General features: G+C 70.2%; 21 protein-coding genes. 9 read left to right on the forward strand and 12 right to left on the reverse strand.

The genetic code is table 11. The features are described 5' to 3' along the window. Positions 1–31: 31 nt before the first annotated feature. Genes AC1DYD_RS33095 through AC1DYD_RS33105 form a run of 3 tightly spaced genes read right to left on the reverse strand, consistent with a single transcriptional unit; the run spans position 32 to position 3,743 of the window. Complete coding sequence (locus AC1DYD_RS33095; RefSeq protein WP_478176971.1) at positions 32–1,174, reverse strand: phospholipase A; 1,143 nt, start codon at positions 1,172–1,174, stop codon at positions 32–34. Then, positions 1,171–1,647 carry a hypothetical protein gene (locus AC1DYD_RS33100; RefSeq protein WP_478176972.1) on the reverse strand — a complete coding sequence of 159 codons (477 nt, stop codon included), beginning with the start codon at positions 1,645–1,647 and terminating at the stop codon, positions 1,171–1,173. The genes AC1DYD_RS33095 and AC1DYD_RS33100 overlap by 4 nt, the downstream gene beginning before the upstream one ends. Beyond that, complete coding sequence (locus AC1DYD_RS33105) at positions 1,644–3,743, reverse strand: ATP-dependent helicase (protein ID WP_478176973.1); 2,100 nt, start codon at positions 3,741–3,743, stop codon at positions 1,644–1,646. The genes AC1DYD_RS33100 and AC1DYD_RS33105 overlap by 4 nt, the downstream gene beginning before the upstream one ends. Positions 3,744–3,868: 125 nt before the next feature. On the opposite strand from AC1DYD_RS33105, the gene AC1DYD_RS33110 reads away from it, so the two are divergent. Continuing rightward, complete coding sequence (locus AC1DYD_RS33110; protein ID WP_478176974.1) at positions 3,869–4,015, forward strand: hypothetical protein; 147 nt, start codon at positions 3,869–3,871, stop codon at positions 4,013–4,015. On the opposite strand, the gene AC1DYD_RS33115 is transcribed toward AC1DYD_RS33110, so the two are convergent. After that, a complete protein-coding gene (locus tag AC1DYD_RS33115; RefSeq protein WP_478176975.1) occupies positions 4,005–4,646 on the reverse strand; it encodes a hypothetical protein in 642 nt (213 codons plus the stop codon). The two genes, AC1DYD_RS33110 and AC1DYD_RS33115, sit on opposite strands and share 11 nt — an antisense overlap. Positions 4,647–4,861: 215 nt before the next feature. Between AC1DYD_RS33115 and AC1DYD_RS33120 the strand changes: the two genes are divergently transcribed. Then, positions 4,862–5,068, forward strand: a complete 207-nt coding sequence (locus AC1DYD_RS33120) for a hypothetical protein (RefSeq protein ID WP_478176976.1) — start codon at positions 4,862–4,864, stop codon at positions 5,066–5,068. A 14-nt stretch (positions 5,069–5,082) separates the two neighbouring features. On the opposite strand, the gene AC1DYD_RS33125 is transcribed toward AC1DYD_RS33120, so the two are convergent. The 5 genes from AC1DYD_RS33125 to AC1DYD_RS33145 all read right to left on the reverse strand — a co-directional run bounded on the left by AC1DYD_RS33125 (position 5,083) and on the right by AC1DYD_RS33145 (position 12,525). Further along, a complete protein-coding gene (locus AC1DYD_RS33125) occupies positions 5,083–7,185 on the reverse strand; it encodes a primosomal protein N' (protein WP_478176977.1) in 2,103 nt (700 codons plus the stop codon). Between the two features lie 371 nt (positions 7,186–7,556). Further along, positions 7,557–8,660 (reverse strand): uroporphyrinogen decarboxylase, encoded by a 1,104-nt coding sequence (hemE, locus tag AC1DYD_RS33130; RefSeq protein WP_478176978.1) that lies wholly within the window; start codon positions 8,658–8,660, stop codon positions 7,557–7,559. A gap of 39 nt (positions 8,661–8,699) precedes the next feature. Next, entirely contained in the window at positions 8,700–9,392 is a 693-nt protein-coding gene (locus AC1DYD_RS33135) for a redoxin domain-containing protein (protein WP_478176979.1), read from the reverse strand. Positions 9,393–9,485: 93 nt separating this feature from the next. Beyond that, positions 9,486–11,672: a protein-disulfide reductase DsbD family protein gene (locus AC1DYD_RS33140; RefSeq protein ID WP_478176980.1), complete on the reverse strand. Its 2,187-nt coding sequence runs from the start codon at positions 11,670–11,672 to the stop codon at positions 9,486–9,488. A gap of 106 nt (positions 11,673–11,778) precedes the next feature. Then, positions 11,779–12,525, reverse strand: coding sequence for an alanyl-tRNA editing protein (locus tag AC1DYD_RS33145; protein ID WP_478176981.1), 747 nt, complete (start codon positions 12,523–12,525; stop codon positions 11,779–11,781). Between the two features lie 137 nt (positions 12,526–12,662). Between AC1DYD_RS33145 and AC1DYD_RS33150 the strand changes: the two genes are divergently transcribed. Then, positions 12,663–14,012, forward strand: coding sequence for a PQQ-dependent sugar dehydrogenase (locus AC1DYD_RS33150; RefSeq protein WP_478176982.1), 1,350 nt, complete (start codon positions 12,663–12,665; stop codon positions 14,010–14,012). Positions 14,013–14,034: 22 nt separating this feature from the next. Here the strand turns inward: AC1DYD_RS33150 and AC1DYD_RS33155 are convergent, their stop codons facing one another. Beyond that, positions 14,035–15,045 (reverse strand): zinc-binding alcohol dehydrogenase family protein, encoded by a 1,011-nt coding sequence (locus AC1DYD_RS33155; RefSeq protein ID WP_478176983.1) that lies wholly within the window; start codon positions 15,043–15,045, stop codon positions 14,035–14,037. A gap of 85 nt (positions 15,046–15,130) precedes the next feature. Here AC1DYD_RS33155 and AC1DYD_RS33160 point away from each other — a divergent pair, with 85 nt between their 5' ends. Together AC1DYD_RS33160 and AC1DYD_RS33165 are read left to right on the forward strand one after the other, a co-directional pair. Next, the gene (locus AC1DYD_RS33160) at positions 15,131–16,060 is read left to right on the forward strand and encodes a LysR family transcriptional regulator (RefSeq protein ID WP_478176984.1); all 930 of its coding nucleotides are present in this window, start codon (positions 15,131–15,133) and stop codon (positions 16,058–16,060) included. Beyond that, positions 16,057–16,875: a creatininase family protein gene (locus AC1DYD_RS33165; RefSeq protein WP_478176985.1), complete on the forward strand. Its 819-nt coding sequence runs from the start codon at positions 16,057–16,059 to the stop codon at positions 16,873–16,875. Before AC1DYD_RS33160 ends, AC1DYD_RS33165 begins: the two co-directional genes overlap by 4 nt. Before the next feature lie 22 nt (positions 16,876–16,897). Here AC1DYD_RS33165 and AC1DYD_RS33170 read toward each other — a convergent pair whose 3' ends face one another. Beyond that, positions 16,898–17,098 carry a hypothetical protein gene (locus tag AC1DYD_RS33170; RefSeq protein WP_478176986.1) on the reverse strand — a complete coding sequence of 67 codons (201 nt, stop codon included), beginning with the start codon at positions 17,096–17,098 and terminating at the stop codon, positions 16,898–16,900. Here AC1DYD_RS33170 and AC1DYD_RS33175 point away from each other — a divergent pair. The 3 genes from AC1DYD_RS33175 to AC1DYD_RS33185 all read left to right on the forward strand — a co-directional run bounded on the left by AC1DYD_RS33175 (position 17,079) and on the right by AC1DYD_RS33185 (position 17,918). After that, the gene (locus AC1DYD_RS33175) at positions 17,079–17,327 is read left to right on the forward strand and encodes a GlsB/YeaQ/YmgE family stress response membrane protein (protein ID WP_478176987.1); all 249 of its coding nucleotides are present in this window, start codon (positions 17,079–17,081) and stop codon (positions 17,325–17,327) included. The genes AC1DYD_RS33170 and AC1DYD_RS33175 overlap by 20 nt on opposite strands. Before the next feature lie 19 nt (positions 17,328–17,346). Next, complete coding sequence (locus AC1DYD_RS33180; RefSeq protein ID WP_286371914.1) at positions 17,347–17,688, forward strand: hypothetical protein; 342 nt, start codon at positions 17,347–17,349, stop codon at positions 17,686–17,688. 65 nt (positions 17,689–17,753) lie between these two features. Then, entirely contained in the window at positions 17,754–17,918 is a 165-nt protein-coding gene (locus AC1DYD_RS33185) for a hypothetical protein (RefSeq protein WP_478176988.1), read from the forward strand. 27 nt (positions 17,919–17,945) lie between these two features. Here the strand turns inward: AC1DYD_RS33185 and AC1DYD_RS33190 are convergent, their stop codons facing one another. After that, positions 17,946–18,620 (reverse strand): histidine phosphatase family protein, encoded by a 675-nt coding sequence (locus AC1DYD_RS33190; protein ID WP_478176989.1) that lies wholly within the window; start codon positions 18,618–18,620, stop codon positions 17,946–17,948. A 211-nt stretch (positions 18,621–18,831) separates the two neighbouring features. Here AC1DYD_RS33190 and AC1DYD_RS33195 point away from each other — a divergent pair. Further along, positions 18,832–20,765: autotransporter-associated beta strand repeat-containing protein (locus tag AC1DYD_RS33195; RefSeq protein WP_478176990.1), on the forward strand; the 1,934-nt coding region annotated here is incomplete at its 3' end.

Here is a 20,765-nt window from a genome sequence, read left to right on the forward strand (position 1 = left end):
GCATTGTCGTCGCGGCCGCGCCCGCCCCCGATCAGAAGTCGACCAGCGCCAACCCCACGTTGAACACGGTGCGCTTGCGGTTGTAGTCGACCAGCGTGTCGCCATAGCCATAGAAGAGCTGGGCCTGGAAGCGCAGGTTGCTCTTGACCGGGTCGCCGATCGCCTTGAGCCACTCGAGCCGGACCGCGCCCTTGCCGCCGCGAACCAGGACGCCGACCTGGTTCAGACGGTCGACCTGCCAGGCGGCCCGCACTTCGGCGTGGCCCAGGTACTTGGTGATGTCGGGGTTGTCGTCGTCCGCGGAGTTCTCGGAGATTCGGCTCCAGACCCGGCCGGTGACGACGAACTTGTCGCCGAGCTCGGCGCCGCCCATCAGGTAGACCCGGTTCCAGCTGCGCGAATACGGCAGGTCCTGGCCGTTCGACTGGTGCACCAGGCCCAGGCCGGTGTAGCGCATGCGCCAGCCGCCGCCGAGCTTGAAATCGGTCGGGTAGCTGTAGATCAGCTCGGGTTCGTGGTCGGTGGTGCGGAAGGGGCGCGAGAGATCTTCGTTGAACACCTGCCAGGTCGAGGCCTGCGAGTAGGCGAACCAGAGGCCGTCCTTCTTGCTCGGGTCGTCCCCGGTGAGCAGGCCCTGCGCGAGCTTGGTGCGCACCGACAGGCCGATGCGCATGTCCTGGGACTGGTAGGGCCGGTCGACGCCGGTGTGGTTGGGCGCCGGCGACGTCGGGGTTTCGGGGTCCCTGGCCGCCACGCCGACACCGACGCTGAGCGGCCGGTAGCCGCGGAAGCCGAGCGTGCCGCAGTTGCTGCCGGCCTCGAGTTCCCAGAAGCGCGACAGCGGCGAGTACTGGCGGTCGCGGCAGCCGTCCTCGGTGGTGAGGGTGATCACGCGCGTGGCCGGCACGGTGTCGTCCACGGGCGGCTGCGTCTCGGCCAGCACCGGCGGCGCCGGCGGCACCGCCGCGGCCGGCAGGGTCTGCTGCTGGGCCCAGCGATCGAAGCAGGCCAGCCGCGCCTCCTTGTTGTCGCCGCCCGCGAGGCGCTGGCACTGCTGCCAGGTCAGTTGAGATTCGGCCAGGGGGCTGGGCGGCTTGTCCACCGCCTGGGCTTGCACCGCGGTGGCGCCGATTCCGGCGAAGAGAGCGGTGAAAAACAGAATGCGTTGATTCATCGATCGGTTGCCGAATTGCCAGTCTTGTTCAGTACGAAGGGATGGGTGCTGTCGCTCGCGGCATCGCGCCAGATGCCCTTGAACTCCCGGCCGCACGACGCCGGCTGCAGCGCGCCCAGCCAGACGCCGCTGATGGCGCGGCCGTCCAGCGATTCGTCGAGGCTCAGCATGCCGTCGTCGTCGATGTCACCCGCCAGCTGGGAGACGGTGGCGGGAGCGCCGTCGCCGTCCCGGCTGATCGTGCCGCGCACGCCGGCGTAGTCGGGATGTGGGTCGAGCTTGACTTTGGCGACGCTCTTTTGGCCGTCGATGCGCGCTTCCCAGGTGCCGAACAGCGCCGCGAGCGGCAGCTCCGAAGCGCTGGCGGGGCAGGCCGCGGCGCTGGGCGCCGGCGCGCCCTTGGGGGCGTCCTGGGCGGCGGCGGCCGCTGCGATGCAGCCGGCGGCCAGCCAGGCCGTCCGCAGCCACTTCATGGCGCCGAGGCGGCCGCAGCGGCGGCGGCCGCGTTGTCCTGCACCTTGCGCGCGAACTCGGCGCGCAGCGCCTTGAGTTTCTCGCGCGGGTCTTCCTTGGCGGTCTTCTTGTCGAGCGCCATCTCGGCGATGAATCGGCTCGGCTGCGCGGCGACCATCTCGCGGCCCTTCTTGCGCCGCTTGGTCCAGCTCACGGCCAGGCTGCGCTGGGCCCGCGTGATGCCCACGTACATCAGCCGGCGCTCTTCCTGCAGCCGCGTCAGCGTGTCGTCGCTGATCTTCTCCTGCCGGCCGCCGTCGTCGTCGAGCTTGAAGGGCAGCAGCCCCTCGGTCACGCCGACCAGCATCACGTGCGGCCACTCGAGGCCCTTGGAGGCATGCAGCGTCGACAGCGTGACCACGTTCTGGTCCTGCTCGCGCTCGCTGATGGTCGACAGCAGCGAGATCGTCTGCGCGACTTCGAGCAGGCTCTTGCGCTCGCTCTCGACCGTGGCGCCCGAGGCGTCGTCGATCTGGCCGCCGCAGCGCTGCGACATCCAGTCGCAGAACTCCATCACGTTGGTCCAGCGGCTGGCCGCGGCCTGCTCGCTGTCCTCGCCGTCGTAGAGGTGCTTCTCGTAGTCGATCTCCTTGAGCCACTCGGCCAGGAAGGCGCGCGCGTCCTCGGCGCCCAGGGTGCGGCGGGCCCGGTATTCGAGGTCGTTGATGTAGCGGCCGAACTCGTGCAGGCCCTCTTGCGCGCGCTTGGGCATCACGCTCGGCAGAGACGGGCTGAACAGCGCCTCGAACAGGCTCAGCTTGTACTGGCTCGCGAAGGTGCCGAGACTGGCCAGCGTGGTGTGGCCGACGCCGCGCTTGGGCGTGGTCACGGCGCGCAGGAAGGCCGGGTCGTCGTCGTTGTTGACCCACAGCCGGAACCAGCCGCACAGGTCCTTGATTTCCGCCCGGTCGAAGAAGCTCTGGCCGCCCGAGACCTTGTACGGAATCTGCGCCTTGCGCAGCGCCTGTTCGAACACCCGGGCCTGGTGGTTGGCGCGGTAGAGGATCGCGAAGTCGCGGAACTCCTTGTGCTGCGGGCCCTGCGCGGTGGCGTCGCCGGCGCGCAGGCTCTGGATGCGCGCCACCGTGCGCTCGGCCTCGTGGGCCTCGCTGTCGGCGTCGACGATGCGCACCGGCTCGCCCTCGCCGAGTTCGCTGAACAGCGTCTTCGGGAACAGCTTGGGGTTCGGCCCGATCACGTTGTTGGCGGCGCGCAGGATCGCGCTGGTGCTGCGGTAGTTCTGCTCCAGCTTGATGACCTTGAGGGTCGGGTAGTCGACCGGCAGCTTCTTGAGGTTGTCGAGCGTCGCGCCGCGCCAGCCGTAGATCGACTGGTCGTCGTCGCCCACCGCCGTGAAGCGGCCGCGCTCGCCGACCAGCGCCTTGAGCACCTCGTACTGGGTGGCGTTGGTGTCCTGGTACTCGTCGACCAGCACGTGGCCGAGCGCCGCCTGCCACTTGGCGCGCACCGCGTCGTGCTGCTGCAGCAGCTTGAGCGGCATGCCGATCAGGTCGTCGAAGTCGACGCTCTGGTAGGCGGCCAGCCGTTCTTCATAGCGCGCCATGATGCGCGCCGTGATCCGTTCGTTGTCGTCGGCCGCCAGCGCCTCGGCCTGGGCCGCGTTCAGGCCCATGTTCTTCCACTTGCTGATGGTCCACTGCCAGATCCGCGCGGTGGCGGCATCGGTGGTGCCGCCGGCATCCTTGAGGATCTTCGTCACGTCGTCGCTGTCGAGGATGCTGAAGGCCGGCTTCAGCCCCAGCACCGCGCCGTCCTCGCGCATCATGCGCACGCCTAAAGCGTGGAAGGTGCAGACCACCACGTGCCTGGCGTCGCGCCCGATCAGGCCCTTGGCGCGCTCGCGCATCTCGGAGGCCGCCTTGTTGGTGAAGGTGATGGCCGCGATCCGCTTGGGTTCGAGGCCGGCCTGGATCAGGCGCGCGATCTTGTGCGTGATCACGCGCGTCTTGCCCGAGCCGGCGCCGGCGAGGACCAGACAGGGGCCGTGCATGTAGTTGACGGCTTCTTGTTGCGCGAGATTGAGACCGGAAGACATGGAGGTGCGGGAACGGAAGGCGCAAACGGGCAATGATACGGGGGGCACCGCGCGCGCCGGGTCGCCGGAGTGTGCTAGGGCGCCCGCGGGCCGGGATGGCCGGCGGCGCCAAGCACAATCGCTGCGTGCTGCAGATCTTCGTCGTTGCCGTTGCCTTCTTCGCCCTGATAGCCGGAGGCTATGCGGCTGGGCGCATCGCCCGCCTCATCCTGCGGACCACAGCCCTGGCCTTCTTCCGCTTCCCCTTGGCCGCGGCCTGGGTCAGGGCGTGAGGACGCCCAGCTTGTACGGATCGGCGTCGGACAGCAACTCGCAACGTGACAGGTCGCGTCCCTGGGTGCCGTCGCAATAGAAGGTGTTGTAGACCTTCCCGAACAGGGTCGGCGACGAGGTGAACAGCACCCCCTGGTTCGGCTGCCACCGGTCCTTGGCGGCCGGCTCGGCCGCTGCCGCGGCCGCCGGTTCGCCGGCCGGGGCGATGAACTCCGCCAGCATCCGCTGGGCGTCCTCGCCGCTCCAGCGGCTGGCGAGTTCGCCGGGGCGGGGCCGGCTGGCCACCGGGATCAGCAGCGCGTTGACCTGGAAGCCGCGGCCGAAGCGATGTTCCTTGCCCGCCAGGAAGGCAAAGGCGCAGGCAGCCTGGCACTGGCCCTTGGCCTCGGTGTTGACGCCGGCGGCCCGGATCGCATGCGCGTAGTCGCCGGCAATCTCGGCCGAGCCGCCCAACGCGTTCTCGAAGACCACGGTGCGAACCCGGCCGCTGGCCAGCTGCGATTCGAACTCCTTGAACGCACTGCCGTCGAGCATGCCGCTGACCAGCAGGCGGTTGCCCTCGAGCTCCAGGGTGGCTGCCGGCACGCTGGCGACCATGCCGCTGAGGGCAACGGAGCACAAGATCCTCAAGAGCGTCTTCACCGGATGAGCCTTTCGCAGGAGCCCGGAGTGAGCCCTGCCGCGTCCATAGCTTGTCCAGCTCGCCGGCGCAGAGTCAACCGTTGTTGCAGAGTATTTCCTGCCGCCGGTCGTTTCAGATCCGGATTTCGTGCAATATTGCTTTCGACTAATTCTTCGGTATTCAGAAGCGCTGCTACAGTGGCTTCCTGGACCGGGAGAGTGGCATGACGACTTTGACACGCGGGGTGCTTTGGATGGCATGGCTGGCCGGCATCGGCTGGCTGTGGTTCGCCGGTTTGCTCGGGACCGGCGCCGCCTTGGCGGCGATCTTGCCGAGTCCGCTGATCTTTCTGCTTCCCGTGACCGTGCGACGTCGCCGGTCCGGCCTTCAATACGTGGAGATGGGCAAGGAGCCGGTCGGCCTGCTCTGACGCCGCTGCGGGGCTCAGATGCTCTGCGGATCCACATCGACCAGCCAGCGGATCACGCCCTTGCCCTCGGGCTGGCGGCGCAGCTCGTGCAGCAGCGGCTGCCATTGCGCCAGCAGCCGCTGCAAGGCCGCGCGAGAACCGCTCTCGATCAGCATCTGCGCCCGCTCCACGTTCGCCACCCGCTGGATCGTCAGCGGCACCGCCGGATAGCGCGTGACCCGGTCGGCGCCCGGCAGCGCGTCGGCCGCGGCACTGGCGGCGTTGAGAAAGGCCTGCGCGGCTTCCTGGGTGCGCGCATCGGCCCGCAGCAGCGCCTGGAAGGCGAAGGGCGGCATGCCGGCGGGCGCGCGCTCCTTCAGTTCTCCCTCGGCGAAGGCCGCGTAGTCGTGTCGCCGCAGCGCCGCGAACAGCGGGTGCTGCGGATGGTGGGTCTGGATCCACATCTCGGCGGTGGCTTCCTGCGCCGTCAGGTAGGCGGCATCGCGGCCGGCGCGGCCCGCCGACTGCATCAGCAGGCCGAACAGCCGCTCGGGCGCGCGGAAGTCGCTCGAGAACAGCGCGCCGTCCGGGTTGACGGCCGCGACCAGCGTGATGCGGCGGAAATCGTGGCCCTTGGCGATCATCTGCGTGCCCACCAGCACGTCGACCTCGCCAGCGTGCACGGCGGCGAGCTGCGATTCGAGCGCCCCCTGCTTGCGGGTGCTGTCGGCGTCGATGCGGGCGATGCGCACCGCGCTGCCGTCGGGCCTCCGGACCGCGGCGAACAGTTCGCCCAGGTGCTCCTCCAGGCGCTCGGTGCCGCGGCCGACCGGCGCGATGTCGGGGTTGCCGCAGGCCGGGCAGGCGCGCGGCACGCGCTCGGTGAAGCCGCAGTGGTGGCAGCGCAGGGTGCGGTCGATCTTGTGGAACACGCGGTAGGCGCTGCAATGCGGGCATTCGCTCTTCCAGCCGCAGTCGCCGCAGGCGAGCACCGGCGCGTAGCCGCGCCGGTTCAGGAACACCATGCTCTGCTCGCCGCGCGCGATGCGCTGGCCGATGGCCTCGAGCAGCGCGCCGGACAGCACGGTCTTCGGCGGCTGCAGGTTCATGTCGACCAGCCGCACCGCGGGCAGCGCGCCGGCGCCCACGCGCGAGGGCATCGCCAGCCGCAGGTAGCTGCCGCCGGCATCCGTGCCCTCCGCCGGCCGGCTGCGGTGCCAACTCTCGAGCGAGGGCGTGGCCGAGCCGAGGATCACCTTGGCGCCCTCGCGCCGGCCGCGCCACACCGCCAGGTCGCGGGCCGAGTAGCGCGCGCCCTCCTGTTGCTTGTAGCTGGGGTCGTGCTCCTCGTCGACCACGATCAGCCGCAGTGCCGGCATCGAGGCGAATACCGCCATCCGGGTGCCGAGCACGATGCGCGCCGCGCCGCCGTGCGCCGCCAGCCAGCTCGCGAGCCGCTGCGGGTTGGTCATGCCGCTGTGCAGCGAGACCACCGCATCGGCGCCGAAGCGCGCCTTGAAGCGGGCTTCGAGCTGCGGCGTCAGGTTGATCTCGGGCACCATCACCAGCGCCTGCGCATCGGGCTCGCGCTCGAGCAATGCCGCCACGCTGCGCAAATAGACCTCGGTCTTGCCGCTGCCGGTGCTGCCGAACAGCAGGAAGGGGCCGGGCTCGGCCTCGAAGCGGGCCAGCGCGGCGGTCTGCTCGGCGGTGAGCGCCACCGCGGGCGCCACGGTGTCCGCGCCGCCGGTGCGCGCCGCAGGGCCGCCCTGGCGCTTGAGCCGTCGCGCCAGCTGGACCGCGCTCAGGTCCCGCAGCTGCGGCGGCAGGGCGGCCAGCGCGATCTCGCCGAGCGAGCGCTGGTAGTAGCGGGCCGCGAAGGCGACCAGGTCGCGCCAGGCCTCGCCCAGCGGCGGCAAGGCGTCCAGCACACCGGCCAAGGACTTGAGTTCCATGGCCGACGGCGCGACGTCGTCCGGGCCGCGGGCCGCCCAGGCGACTCCCAGCACCTCGCGGCGGCCCAAAGGCACCCGTACCAGTGCGCCCGGCGCCACAGTGGCGGGGCTTTTGTAGCTAAGTACATCCCCTAGTGCACTGTGCGCCGGAGTCTGTACGGCGACGTCGATGCACCAAGTCAAGGCAGCTTCCCACTAGGCAGGTTTGTTAAAGAGAAGTGGAGCAAAACGGCTTAAGTCGTTGATTTTTCAGCGCTTTGCGGGACATCCAGAGTTTCTGTGGATAACTTTGTTGATATCAGGGCTCGACACGTCGCCAGCCCTTGAAAATCAAGGCTCCCGCTGGAATGCCCGCAAAAAAAGCAAAGTTCAAATCCTATATGAATCAACAACTTAGCTTCGCTATCGCTTTAGGAGCAAGCGTTGACAAAGGTCAGAAGGTTTTGCGCACCGCAGCAGTCGTTTTGTGCATAAGTCAGTCCCTCCTTACGCTTTTGGCGCTTGACAAACGCCTGCGAGGCGTTCTGGGGCACTTACAACTCATAACAGAACGCTCAATCACGCAGCATGCGTGACCGCGAATGCACCGCATTCACGAGCGCAGCGACATGCGCCGGCGGCGTGAACTGGCTGATGCCGTGACCGAGGTTGAAGATGTGCGTCGGTCCGGTGCTGGCGGGGTCGGTGTGCGGCCGGCCGAAGCTTTGCAGCACCTTGGCGACTTCGTCCTCGATCTGCCGCGGCTGCGCGAACAGCACGTTGGGGTCGATGTTGCCCTGCAGTGCCTTGCCGCGCGGTCCTTCGCCGACGAGCGCGCGCGCGCGGCCGAGGTTGACGGTCCAGTCCAGCCCGAGCACCTCGCAGTCCAGCGGCTGCATCTCCTCGAGCCAGAGTCCGCCGCCCTTGGTGAAGACGATGCGGGGCACCGGCCTGCCATCGGCGCCGTCGCGCTTCAGCTGCGACAGCACGCGCTGGGTGTAGGCCAGGCTGAAGGCCTGGAAGGCGCCATCGGCCAGGACACCGCCCCAGCTGTCGAACACCATCACGGCCTGGGCGCCGGCGTCGATCTGCGCGTTGAGGTAGGCGGCCACGGCATCGGCATTGACCGCCAGCAGCCGGTGCATCAGGTCGGGACGGCTGTAGAGCAGCGTCTTCACCTGCCGGTAGTCGCTCGATCCTGCGCCCTCGACCATGTAGCAGGCCAGCGTCCACGGGCTGCCCGAGAAGCCGATCAGCGGCACCCGGCCGTCGAGCGCGCGGCGAATCGACGCCACGGCGTCGAACACGTAGCGCAGCTTGTCCATGTCGGGCACGGCCAGGGCCGCGATGCCGGCTTCGTCGCGCACCGGCCGGGCGAAGCGCGGGCCTTCGCCGGCCTCGAACGAGAGGCCCAGCCCCATCGCGTCGGGCACCGTCAGGATGTCGGAGAAGAGGATCGCGGCATCGAGCGGGAAGCGCTCCAGCGGCTGCAGCGTGACCTCGGTCGCGAAGTCGACGTTGGTGGCCAGGCCCATGAAGCTGCCGGCCTTGGCGCGGGTCGCCAGGTACTCGGGCAGATAGCGCCCGGCCTGGCGCATCAGCCAGACGGGCGTGTGGTCGGTGGCCTGGCGCCAGCAGGCGCGCAGGAAGGTGTCGTTCTTCAGGGGGGCGAATGGCATCCTGCGATTGTCGCAGGGGCCACCCCGCCCCGGCCGGCCTCAAGTCTTGTACTTGATCGAGCAGCCGTACGGGCGGGTGGCCGCGGCGCTGATCGCCTTGCCGCCAAAGGCTTCGCCGAGCGCCTGGTTGACGTAGTTGGTGGCGGTCTTGATGTCCTCGGCGCGGGCCGAGGGGATGCTGTCGATGCCGCCGGCGTAGACCAGCGTGCCCTTGGGGTCGACGATGAAGATGTGGGGCGTGGTGCGGGCCCCGTAGGCGCGGCCGATGACGCCGTCCTCGTCCATCAGCACCGCGGTGGGCGCGCCGGATTGCGCCTTCATCCAGGCTGCCAGCGCCGCCGGCTTCAGGTAGTCGCCGTGGCCGCGCTCGGTCGAGTTGATGGCCAGCCAGACCACGCCCTTGGCGGTGGCGGCCTTCTGGGTTGCGGGCATGTTGCCGCTGCCGTAGTGCTTGCCGACGAAGGGGCAGCCCGGGTTGGTCCATTCGAGCACCACGAACTTGCCGGCGAAATCCGACAGGCGGTGCTGCGCGCCGGCGGTGTCGACGGCGACGAAATCCGGCGCCGGCTGGCCGACTGCGGGCGCGGCGGCGGCCTGCGCGTTCATCAGGAAGGTGGCGCCCAGCGCCACCGCTGCGGTCATGATGGCGCGCCGGGAGGCGCGGCTGAGGGCGGCGCGGGCATCGCGCGCCGCACGGTAGGAACGTGAGCCTGAAGAGGACGATGTGGACATGGTCGGCTTGGACTCCTTTGGATAAATACTCAACAACCGCGACAGCTTAGAACGGATTCTTCATGTCCGTGTGACAAGCCGTTAGGGGCGGGGTCAAAGCCGTGCCAGTGCCTCCCGCAGCTCATTCTTGCCGAGGATTTCGGTCAGCACCACGGGTGGCTTGCCAGGCGCCTGCAGCAGGTAGACCGGCACGCCGCTGCGCCCCAGCGCGGTCAGCGCTTCGGTGATGGCCGGGTCGCGCCGGGTCCAGTCGGCGCGCAGCAGCGCCACCTTGCGGGCATCGAATTCGGCCATCACCTCGGCGTCGGCCAGCGTGCTGCGCTTGTTGTACTGGCAGGTCACGCACCAGGCGGCCGTGAAGTCGACGAACACCGGCTGGCCGGCCGCCAGCAGTGCGTTCGCGCGCTCGGCCGACCACCGCTGCCAGTGCGGCCCCACCGCCGCCGTGGCGACGGGCTCCGCCGGTCGCAGCACATGGCCGCCGATGGCGCCCGCCAGCACCGCGGTAAGGGCGACCGTCAGGCTGGCGAGCACCAGCCGGGTACGGCCGCGCAGCGTCAGGCTCCAGGCGATCGCCGCCAGGCAGACCAGCAGCCCCAGCAGGGCGCCGGCGCCGTCGATCCCGCTCTGCTGGCCCAGCACCCAGACCAACCAGGCCACGGTGGCGAACATCGGGAACGCGAGCAGGCGCCGCAGGGTGTTCATCCAGGCGCCGGGCCTGGGCAGCAGGCGCGCCACGGCCGGCACGAAGCCGGCCGCCAGGTAGGGCAGGGCGAGGCCGAAGCCGAGCACCGCGAACATCAGCAGCGCCTGGCTGGCGGGCAGGCCAATCGCCAGGCCCAGCGAGGCCCCCATGAACGGTGCGGTGCAGGGCGACGCGACCACCACCGCAAGAACACCCGACAGGAAGTCGTTGGCCAGCGGATGGCGCGCCTGCACGGCGCCGAGCGAGGCCGGTGCCATGCGGCCGAACTCGAACACGCCGCCCAGGTTGAGGCCGATCAGCGTGAACAGGGCCGCCAGGGCTGCCACCACCACGGGCGATTGCAGCTGAAAGCCCCAGCCGAGCTGGGCGCCGGCCGACCGCAGCGCCAGCATCGCGCCGCCCAGGGCCAGGAAGGACAGGATGACGCCGCCGGTGTAGGCCAGGGCGGCCAGCCGGTGGGCGCGGCGGTCGTCGGCGTGGCGCGTGAAACCCAGCACCTTGATCGCCAGCACCGGGAACACGCAGGGCATCAGGTTCAGCAGCAGGCCGCCGATCAGAGCGCCCAGCAAGGCGGCGAAGAAGCCGACCGATGGCTGCGGCGGGGGGGCGGTGCCGGCGTTGGCTGCCAGCGCGGCCTTGAGCGCCGGCGACACCTGGGCCGGGGCTGCGATGGTCGGCCAGGCGCCGGCCACCGGCGGCTCGGCACGCCAGGCGACCGGTTGGCCAGGCTGCCGGTCGGCCTCGGCGAGCGCCACCACTACCGGCATCACGGAGGGGCTGGCGCTGCGCTGTTCGGCCAGCGGCACGCTGGCGGTCCAGGCATCGCCCTGCCAGGCCTGGGTCCAGTCGCTGCCCTGCACGGCGGCGGTACGGATCACTTCGGCGGTTTCGGGGAAGAACTCCAAGGTCTTGCCCTGCGCCGCGGCGGGCAGGCCTTCGAGGCGCACCTGCAGCCTGTCGCCCTCGACGGTGATCCGCCCGGGCTGCGCCAGCGCCGCCGGCTGGGCCGCGAAGGCGGCGTCGAAATCCTCCTTGTGGAGCGCCGTCGAGCCCTGCAGCGGCAGCTTGAGCTGGAACTCGCCGTCCTCGGGAATGCACTCCTTGCTGCACACCAGCCACGAGGCCTTGAGCCTGACTTCGAGCGCCGGGCTGCCCGTGGACGCGGCCTGCGGCTTGAAATCGGGCGCCACGGTGAGCGGCACCGGCAGCAGCACCGTGTGCTCGTAGCCGTAGTTGGCGAGGTTGCCGACCGGGATCTTGCGCGGCATCGGCCAGGCGATGTCGCCGCTGGAAACGCCCGCCGGCAGCGACCAGGCCAGCTCGGTCGGCAGGCCGGAGTCGCCGGCGTTCTTCCAGTAGGTGTGCCAGCCCGGCTGGTGCGCGATCTGCAGGCCGACCCAGACTTGCGCCCCGGGCGAAACGCCGTCGGGCGCATGGGCGACGAGTTCGGCCCGCACGTGCGGGGTCGTGACCACGGGGCCGACGCGGGACGCCAATTGCGCCGCGGCCGGCAGGCAGGCCGCGAGGCCGGCGCAAAGAATGGCCGCGAAACGGAAACGGGAAAGCAAGGACATGCCTTCAGTCCGAGCGGCGCCCCGGGGCGAAGTTCCGGCCCGGCTCAAAAGGTGAGCTCCGTGCTTCGTACTGCGGTGCGAGCGCCTTCGGGCGGCCGGGCGACGCTCATTCGGCCCATCCCAGCACCACGCGCCGGCTGTTGGCGCTCTTCTTCTCGATCTTGGTGACCACCACGGCGCCGATCTCGCGCGTGTTGGCCACGTGGGTGCCGCCGCAGGGTTGGAAATCGATGGTTCCGGCGCCGTCGCCGATGCGGATGGTGCGGACCGTGCCGGTGCCGCGCGGCGGCTGCACGCTCATGCTCTTGACCAGGGCCGGGTTGGCGTCGAGCTCGACATCGCTGATGGCGCCGACCGCCAGCGGGTGGGCCTCGGCCACCAGGCGCGCCAGGCCGGCCGTCAGGGCCTCCTTGTCGAGCGGCTCGGTCATGTGGAAGTCGAGCCGGGCGTAGTCGGGCGTGATCGAGCAGCCGTTGACCGGCTGCGGCACCAGGTGGCACAGCAGGTGGGTGGCGGTATGGAAGCGCATCAGCTTGTGGCGCCGCTCCCAGTCGATCGATGCGGTCACGCGGTCGCCGGCTTGCAGCGCGGCCAGCAGGGATTCCTGGCCCGGCGCCGGGACGTGGAGGATCAGGTCGGTCGGCTTGGCCTCGGCATCCTTCGCCTTGCGGGTGTCGGCGATCGCGATCTCGCGGCCGTCGGCCAGCCGCAGGCGGCCGCTGTCGCCGGCCTGTCCGCCGCCCATCGGATAGAAGACGGTGCGGTCGAGCCGGATGCCGCCCTCGTCGACGCCCACCACGAGGGCCTCGCAGTCGCGCAGGTAGGCATCGGAACGGAACAGGTCGTCGGTCATGGCTCGATGGTAGCGGCGCGCCGGGCGGGGTGGGCTCACACCCGAAAGCGCCCCCAGCCGACAACGGGCGGCGGCGCGCCCTGGGCATGATCGGTCCCGGGGCCATCGATTCGGCGCCCGCCTGAAGGACTTCCACCATGACGCGACCGATTTCCCTGCGGCTGTCGCTGCGCGCGCCGGTCGCGGCCGTGCTGCTGCTGGCCGCCTGCGGCGACACGGCGCGGCTGCCGCTCGAGGCCGAGACCGGCCCGGCGCCGAGGCTGCCGGCGCCCAGCAAGAGCCTGCTGCCCACCGTCAACATCGCGCCCGCCGTGGGCTGGACCGACACCGCGGGCCCGACGCCGCCCGAAGGCTTCGCCGTGACGGCGCTGGCCCGCGGGCTGGACCACCCGCGCATGGTCTACACGCTGCCCAACGGCGACGTGCTGGTGGTCGAGAGCGACGCGCCGCCCAAGCCCGAGGGGGGCGACGGCGGCAGCGGCCTGGGCGCCCGGATCCGGGCCAAGGCTGCCGAATGGATCCAGAAGCGGGCCGGCGCCGGCGTGGCGAGCGCCAACCGGATCACGCTGCTGCGCGACGCCGACAACGACGGCGTTGCCGAGCTCCGGCAGGTCTTCATGCAGAACCTCAGGTCGCCGTTCGGCGTCGTGCTGGTGGGAAACGAGCTCTTCGTCGCCAATGCCGATGCGCTGGTCAAGGTCCCCTATGCCGAGGGCCAGACCACGATCACGGCGACGCCGGTCGAGGTGACCGACCTGCCGGCGGGTATCAACCACCACTGGACCAAGCATGTGGTCGCCAACCGCGAGGGAACCAAGCTCTACGTCAGCGTCGGTTCCAACAGCAACGTGGCCGAGAACGGCATGGACGCCGAGGAGGGGCGGGCCGCCATCTGGGAGGTCGACGTGAAGCGTGGCGAGAAGCGGCTGTTCGCGAGCGGGCTGCGCAATCCCACGGCGATGGCCTGGGAGCCCGACACCCAGGTGCTGTGGGCGGTGGTCAACGAGCGCGACGAACTCGGCAGCGACCTGGTGCCCGACTACCTGACCTCGGTCAAGGACGGCGCCTTCTACGGCTGGCCCTGGAGCTACTTCGGCGGCTACGTCGACCCGCGAGTGAATCCGCAGCGCCCCGACAGGGTGGCCAAGGCGGTGGTGCCCGACTACGCACTGGGCTCGCACCGGGCGCCGCTGGGCATCGCCTTCTCGAGCCCGCGCGGCATGCCGCCCGAGTTCGCCAGCGGCGCTTTCATCGGCGAGCACGGCTCCTGGAACCGCAATCCGCTGGCTGGCTACAAGGTGGTGTTCGTGCCCTTCATCGGCGGCCGGCCCAGCGGGTTGCCGGTGGATTTCCTGACCGGCTTCCTGAGCGCCGACGACAAGGCGCAGGGCCGTCCGGTGGGCGTCGCCCTCGACCGGAGCGGCGCCCTGCTGGTTGCCGACGACGTCGGCAACGCGGTTTGGAAGGTCCGCAAGAAGCCGCAGTAGTGCCCGCGGCGGCCGGCCGCCTTCAGAACCCTTCCAGCACCACCTTGCCCTGCGCCTTGCCGCTCTCGATCAGCGCGTGGGCGCGGCGCAGGTTGGCGGCATTGAGGGTGCCGAAGCTGGCATTGGCGGTGGTGCGGATGCGGCCGGCGTCGACCAGCCCGGCGACCTCGGCGAGCAATTCGCCCTGGCGGGCCATGTCGGGTGTCTCGAACTTCGAGCGCGTGAACATCATCTCCCAGTGCAGCGAGATGCACTTGGCCTTCAGCGCCATGGCGTCGAGCACCGGCAGGTCGTCGATCACCGCCATCTGGCCCTGGGGCTTGAGGCTCTCGATGATCTGGGCGTAGTGCTTGTCGGTCTGGGTCAGGCCAGCGACGAAGTCGACCTCGCCGATGCCCGCGGCCTTCAGTTCGCCGGCCAGCGGCTTGGCGTGGTCGATCACCGCGTGGGCGCCCAGCGCGAGACACCAGGCCCGCGTTTCGGCGCGCGAGGCGGTGGCGATCACGCGAAGCTGCGTCAATTGGCGCGCCAGCTGGATCAGGATCGAGCCCACGCCGCCCGCGCCGCCGACCACCAGCAGGGTCTGGCCGGCGCCGCCGCCCTGCGGCACGCGCAGGCGGTCGAACAGCAGTTCGTAAGCCGTGATCGTGGTCAGCGGCAGCGCTGCGGCCTCGGCATCGCCGAGGCTTCGGGGCGCCAGCGCGGCGATGCGCTCGTCCACCGCATGCAGTTCGCTGTTGGCGCCGGGCCGGACGATCGAGCCGGCGTAGTAGATCCGGTCGCCGGGCTTGAACTTCGTCACCGCCGGGCCGATCGCTTCGACCGTGCCGACCGCGTCCCAGCCCAGCACCTTGGCCTGGCCGGCTTCGGGGGGCGCATTGCGGCGCATCTTGGTGTCGACCGGGTTGACCGAGATCGCCTTCACGCGCACCAGCAGGTCGCGGGCGCCGGGCGTCGGGGCCGGCAGTTCGAGATCCTCGAGCGCGGCGGGGTTGTCGATGGGCAGGGACTGGCGGTAGCCGACGGCTTTCATGGGATCTCCTTGATCGTTGCAGTGGGAGCAATGTAGAGTCCCAACCAGGGATTGATAAGACTGCAAATAGAAGCTTCACTTTCAAATGAAGATTGAAAATATCGCCGACCTGCAGGTGCTGGTGCACACCGCCCGGGGCGGCACGCTCACCGCGGCCGCTTCGGCGCTCGGCATCACGCCGGCGGCGGCCAGCGCGACCCTCAAGCGGCTGGAGGCGCAACTGGGCGCGCGCCTGTTCGAGCGCTCGACGCGCGCCATGCGCCTGACGCCGCAGGGCCAGACCCTGCTCGACTACGCGGTGCGCGCCTTCGAGCTGCTGGCCGAAGGCGAATCGCTGGTGCTGGCCGATCGCGGCGCGCTGGTCGGCACCGTGCGGGTCGCAGCGCCGTCGGATCTCACGCGGGTGACGCTGCTGCCCTGGTTCGACGAGTTCCTCGACCTGCACCCGGGCCTGCAGTTGGCGCTCTCGGTCGGCGACCGCCCGCTCGACGTCACGCGCGACGAGGTCGACCTTGCGCTGCGCTATGGGCCGCTGGCCGACTCGCGGCTGGTGGCGCGGCGGCTCGCCGATTCGCGTCCCGCGCTGTGCGCATCACCCGCCTATCTGCGGCGCCATCCGGCGCCGCAGACGCCGCAGGACCTGCTGCAGCACAACTGCCTGACCTTCCACCGCGGTGGCCGTCGCCAGCGGCTCTGGCGCTTCTGTCGCAACGGCCGCTGGACCGAGGTCCGCATCGACGGCGACCGGGTGGTCGACGACGCCTCGCTGGCCCGCGAATGGGCACTGGCCGGACGCGGCATCACCCTGAAGTCCGAGCTCGACCTGCAGCGCGACGTGGCCAACGGTGCCCTGGTGCACCTGCTGCCCGACTGGGACACCGAGCCCTATCCGCTGCACGCGCTGCTGCCCAGCGGCCGCTTCGTGCCGGCGCGGGTGCGGGCGCTGGTCGACTTCCTGGGGCGCAAGTTCGAGGCTGCCGCCGGGCGCCCGGCAGGCTCTAAGATCACTGCATGACCGCCCCTGCCAGCCGCTTCTGGTCCCAGCTCACGACCCGCGACTTCGCCGCCCTCGACCCCGCCGCCACGGTGGCGGTGCTGCCGCTCGGGGCCACCGAGCAGCACGGCCCGCACCTGCCGCTGGGGGTCGACTCGACCCTGGCCGACGGCATCGTCGCCGCCACGCTGCCGCTGCTGCCGGCCGAGCTGCCGGTGCTGTTCCTGCCGACCCAGCAGATCGGCCTGAGCCCCGAGCACGCCCGCTTTCCCGGCACGCTGACGCTGTCCTCCGGCACGCTGATCCGGCTCTGGAGCGAGATCGGCGCCGGTGTCGCGCGCGCCGGGTTGCGCAAGCTGGTGCTCTTCAATGCCCATGGCGGGCATTCGGGTGCCATGGACATCGTGGCGCGCGAACTGCGCGCGGCGCACGGCCTGATCGTCTACAGCGCCAGCTGGTTCAACCTGCCGCTCGGCGCGGCCGGGGCGCAGTTCAGCGCCGACGAGCACCGCTTCGGCGTCCATGCCGGCGAGATGGAAACCTCGATGATGCTGGCGCTCGCCCCCGGGCAGGTCACGATGGCCGCGGCCCGCGACTTCGGCTCGACCTCACGCCAGCGTGCCGCCGACTACGCGATTCTCGGCAATGGCCGCAGCGCCAAGCTCGGCTGGGCCATGGAGGACTACAACCCCGAGGGCGCGGCCGGCAATGCCGCCGCCGCGACCGCGGAAAAAGGCCGGGCGCTGGTCGATGCCAGCGCCACGCAGCTGGCCGCGCTGCTGGCCGAGGTGTCGCGTCTGCCGCTGGACACCGCCTATAGGCAGCCGCTGCCCTGAACCGGCTCCCGCGTGCCTGGCCTCAGCCGGCAACCAGCGGGCCGGTCGGCGCTCTTTCCGTCAGCTTGATCGAGCCGTCGTGCCGCTCGCAGGTGCCGATCAGCAGGCCGCTGGACTGCAGGCGCTGTCGATCGCGGCCCGCTATCATCAAAACAGCCGCACGCTTCGTCTTTGCGGCTCCCCCCATCTCACCAAGGATCCGCATGAGCATCGTCTGGACCATTCTGATCGGCTTCGTCGCGGGCCTGGTGGCACGCGCGATCAAACCCGGCGACGACTCGGCCGGTTTCATCGTCACCACCCTGATCGGCATCGCCGGCTCGCTGATCGCGACCTACGTCGGCCAGGCCATGGGCTGGTACACGGCGGGCCAGGGCGCCGGCTTCATCGCCTCGGTGGTCGGCGCCATCGTGCTGCTGTTCCTCTACGGCCTGATCAAGCGCAAGGGCTGACCCTGCGCAGGGCGCGCGCATGCCGGTCCGCAAGGCGCGCAGCCGCCACCACCACCACGTCTACGTGGTCGAACTCGATGACCGGGTCTGGAACGTGGCGCGCTTCCGGCGCGCCAACCCCGACTACCGCCTCGGCATGCCCTTCGTCTATGTCGGCATGACCGGGCTCGATCCCGATGTGCGCTTCGACAAGCACAAGGCCGGCATCCAGGCCAACGGCTTCGTGCGCGACCACGGCCTGCGACTGCTGCCGGCGCTGTACGCGATGTACAACCCGATGCCCTACGAGGCCGCGCGCGAGATGGAGGTCGAGCTCGGCATCGCGTTGCGCGAGGCCGGCTACGGAGTCTGGCAAGCCTGAGCGCGTTCAGGGCCAAGGCGGGCGCAGGCGCACGCGGCAAGACTCGCGACGGCGCCGACCTGCGCGTGGCACCGCCCCGCGGCGGGTGGTCGCGCCTGGTCAACGGCCGCAGCGCGGACGGCCGCCACATTCACGTGGAACTGCAGCGCGGCGACACCGTGCTCGAGGTCGACGGGCCGGTCGAAGCCTCGGCCGACTGCGCCGCCTGGCTGCGCGAGCTGGCGAAATAGCCGCCGGCACCCCGCCCGCGCAGGGGGTCAGGAATAGGTGATCCAGCCTTCGTACGCCGGGCCGTCGAGGTGCGGCAGCGTGTTGTAGGTCAGCAGCATGTGGCGCTTCGGCGTGAAGGCGAACTCGGTCACCGCGGTGTTGCGGATCCGCAGGTTCAGCTCGACCGTGGTCTCGGGGCTGGTGCCCAGCACATGGCCCACGGCCGTGCTGATCGGCCCACCGCTCGACACCACCAGCACCTTCGCGCCGTGGTGCTTGTCGCGCACGTGGTCGAGCGCGGTCGTCACGCCCGCCAGGAAATCGACATAGCTCGGCATGCCGGCCGGTTCGGTGCGGCCCTGCATCCAGGCGCGAAGCCCCTCGCGCAGCAGGCGGAAATGGTGACGGTACATCTCCGGCGAGTCGGGCTTCTCGAGCTTGCCGGGATGGATCGTGGAAATGATCGCCTCGCTGTCGTACTCGTTGAGGCCGGGCCAGGGCAGCACCTCCTCGCCCTCGAGCCCCAAGCCCTCGGCGATGCCCTCCCAGGTCTGGCGATGGCGCTTCAGCGTCCCGGTGATCACGGCGTCGAATCGCATGCCGCGCTCGCGCCAGTACTCGCCCAGCCGCACCGACTGGCGGCGGCCCAGATCGCTGAGCTGGTCGTAGTCGGCGGCGCCGAAGCTCGCCTGTCCGTGGCGCACGAGATAGAGGGTCCCCATGGCGCTGGATTCTGCCAAGGAGGTGCGCGGGCCGCGGTCGCGGCGGCGACCTCCGGGGACTGGCGCCGCTGGAACGATGTCACGGCTGCCGACAGAAGTGTAAAAAATTGAGTTCAAAAGTACTCAATATGTAAGAATGAACACTTTTATGGCAGTGTAGTGCCAGCGCCGGAACTCCCCCTGCGCGGCCAAGAAGAGGATTTGCAGGAGCATGAACAAGTCATATCGCAGTGTGTGGAACCACGCACTTGGCGCCTGGGTGGCCGTTTCCGAGATCACTTCGGCACGCGGCAAGCGTTCCAGCGGGCTGGCGACCACATTGGCGTTTGTCGGCCTCGGCGCCCTGGCGTCCTCCAGCGCGGCGCAGGACCACAGTTACGCCAATGGCGATACCTATGCGACGCCCTTGGTGGCTTCGCCGCCCGCGATCATGCTGGATGTCGCGACGGGCAGCGCCACCCAGTCGGGCGGCATCAGCGGCATCGGCGGCATCACCAAGACCGGCACCGGCGCCCTGGCGCTGACGGGCGTGAACACCTATGAGGGCGTGACGACCCTCAGCGGCGGCGCCCTGCAGGTCAGCAACGATGCACAACTGGGCAGCAGCGCCACCAACGCGGCGATCGCGTTCGAGAACAACGCCACGCTGCGCCTCGGCAGCGACGGCTTCACGAGCACGCGCGCCATGCAATTGGGCGCCGGCGGCGGGACGATCGACGTCAACAACACCAAGTCCAACGTACTGAACGGCCCCATCTCGGGGACTGGCCGGCTTTCGCTCGTCAACACCGGTACCACCTCGCCGTCGGAGGACATCCGCATTTCGATCAACGACGCCCTGAGCACGTACAGCGGCGGCACCACGATCAGGGGCACTTATGTCGCCGGAGCGCCCCCCGCGGCCGGGCGGCTCAACGTCACGACCGGCACCCCCGGTTCGTTCGGCAGCGGACCCATCGACATTTACGAGAACGCCGAGCTCCAGTTCACCTCGGCCAACATCGGGTCTTCCGTGATCACGGTGCACCAGAGCACCAATGTGCTCGGCAGCAACAGCGGCATCGGCTTCGTTGGAACTGGTGCCAGCGCGGGCAGCTCGACACTGACGATCAACGGCGCCGGCTCCTATCTCGACTTTGCCCAGGGCACAACGATGGACAGCGCCACGATCACCAGCAATGGCGGACGGATCTTCATTCGGCGCGACGCGGCCGGAGGCAGCGCGGTGGTTCGCAACAACGGGGGCCCGGTCTACCTGATGGACGCGCCCGACCTGAGCGGCGTCACGCTGGAAAACAACGCCGGCGGCCGCGTGTTCGCCGACGGCGTGGCCAGCAGCGTGTCGGTCGGTTCCCTGTCGGGCGCGGGCAACGTGACCCTGGGCAGCAGGAACCTGACGGTCGGTGCATTGAACCGGAACGATGCGATCAGCGGCGTCATCTCCGACGAGGGGCCGGCGGTCGTGGACGCTGCCGGCACTGTCAGCTCGCTGCCGGTCACCGCCACCGGCGGCTCGCTGACCAAGATCGGCACCGGCACCCTGACCCTCAGCGGTGCCAATACCTACACGGGGGCCACCAGCGTCAACGCCGGTACCCTGCGTGCGGGCGCCGCCAACACGCTCAGCGCCGCCTCGGCCCATGCCGTGGCCGCAGGCGCCACACTCGACTTGGCGGGCTTCAGCCAGAGCGTGGCCTCGCTGGCCAACAACGGCACCGTGTCGCTGGTCGGCACCGTGCCGGGGACCGATCTGCGGGTCACGGGCGCCTACGTCGGCAACAACGGCGTGTTGAAGCTGGGCACGACGCTCAATGCCAGCGGCCCGTCCGACCGGCTGGTGCTCGACGGCCCCGCCGCCACGGCCAGCGGCCATACCACGGTGCAGATCGCCAACCTGGGCGGCCTCGGGGGGCAGACGAGCGGCAGCGGCATCCAGGTGATCGCGGCCCTCAACGGCGCCACCACGACGGCGCAGACCACGCGCGACGCCTTCGCGCTCAGCGGCGGCCATGTGGACGCGGGCGCCTTCGAGTACCGCCTCTACGCCGCCGATGCCAGCGGCGCGGGCGAGAGCTGGTACCTGCGCTCGGACGTGATCCCGACGCCGCCGGCACCGCCCGCACCGCCCGCGCCCCCGGCCCCGCC

It is taken from the genome of Variovorax sp. P4_B11 (assembly GCF_056402355.1).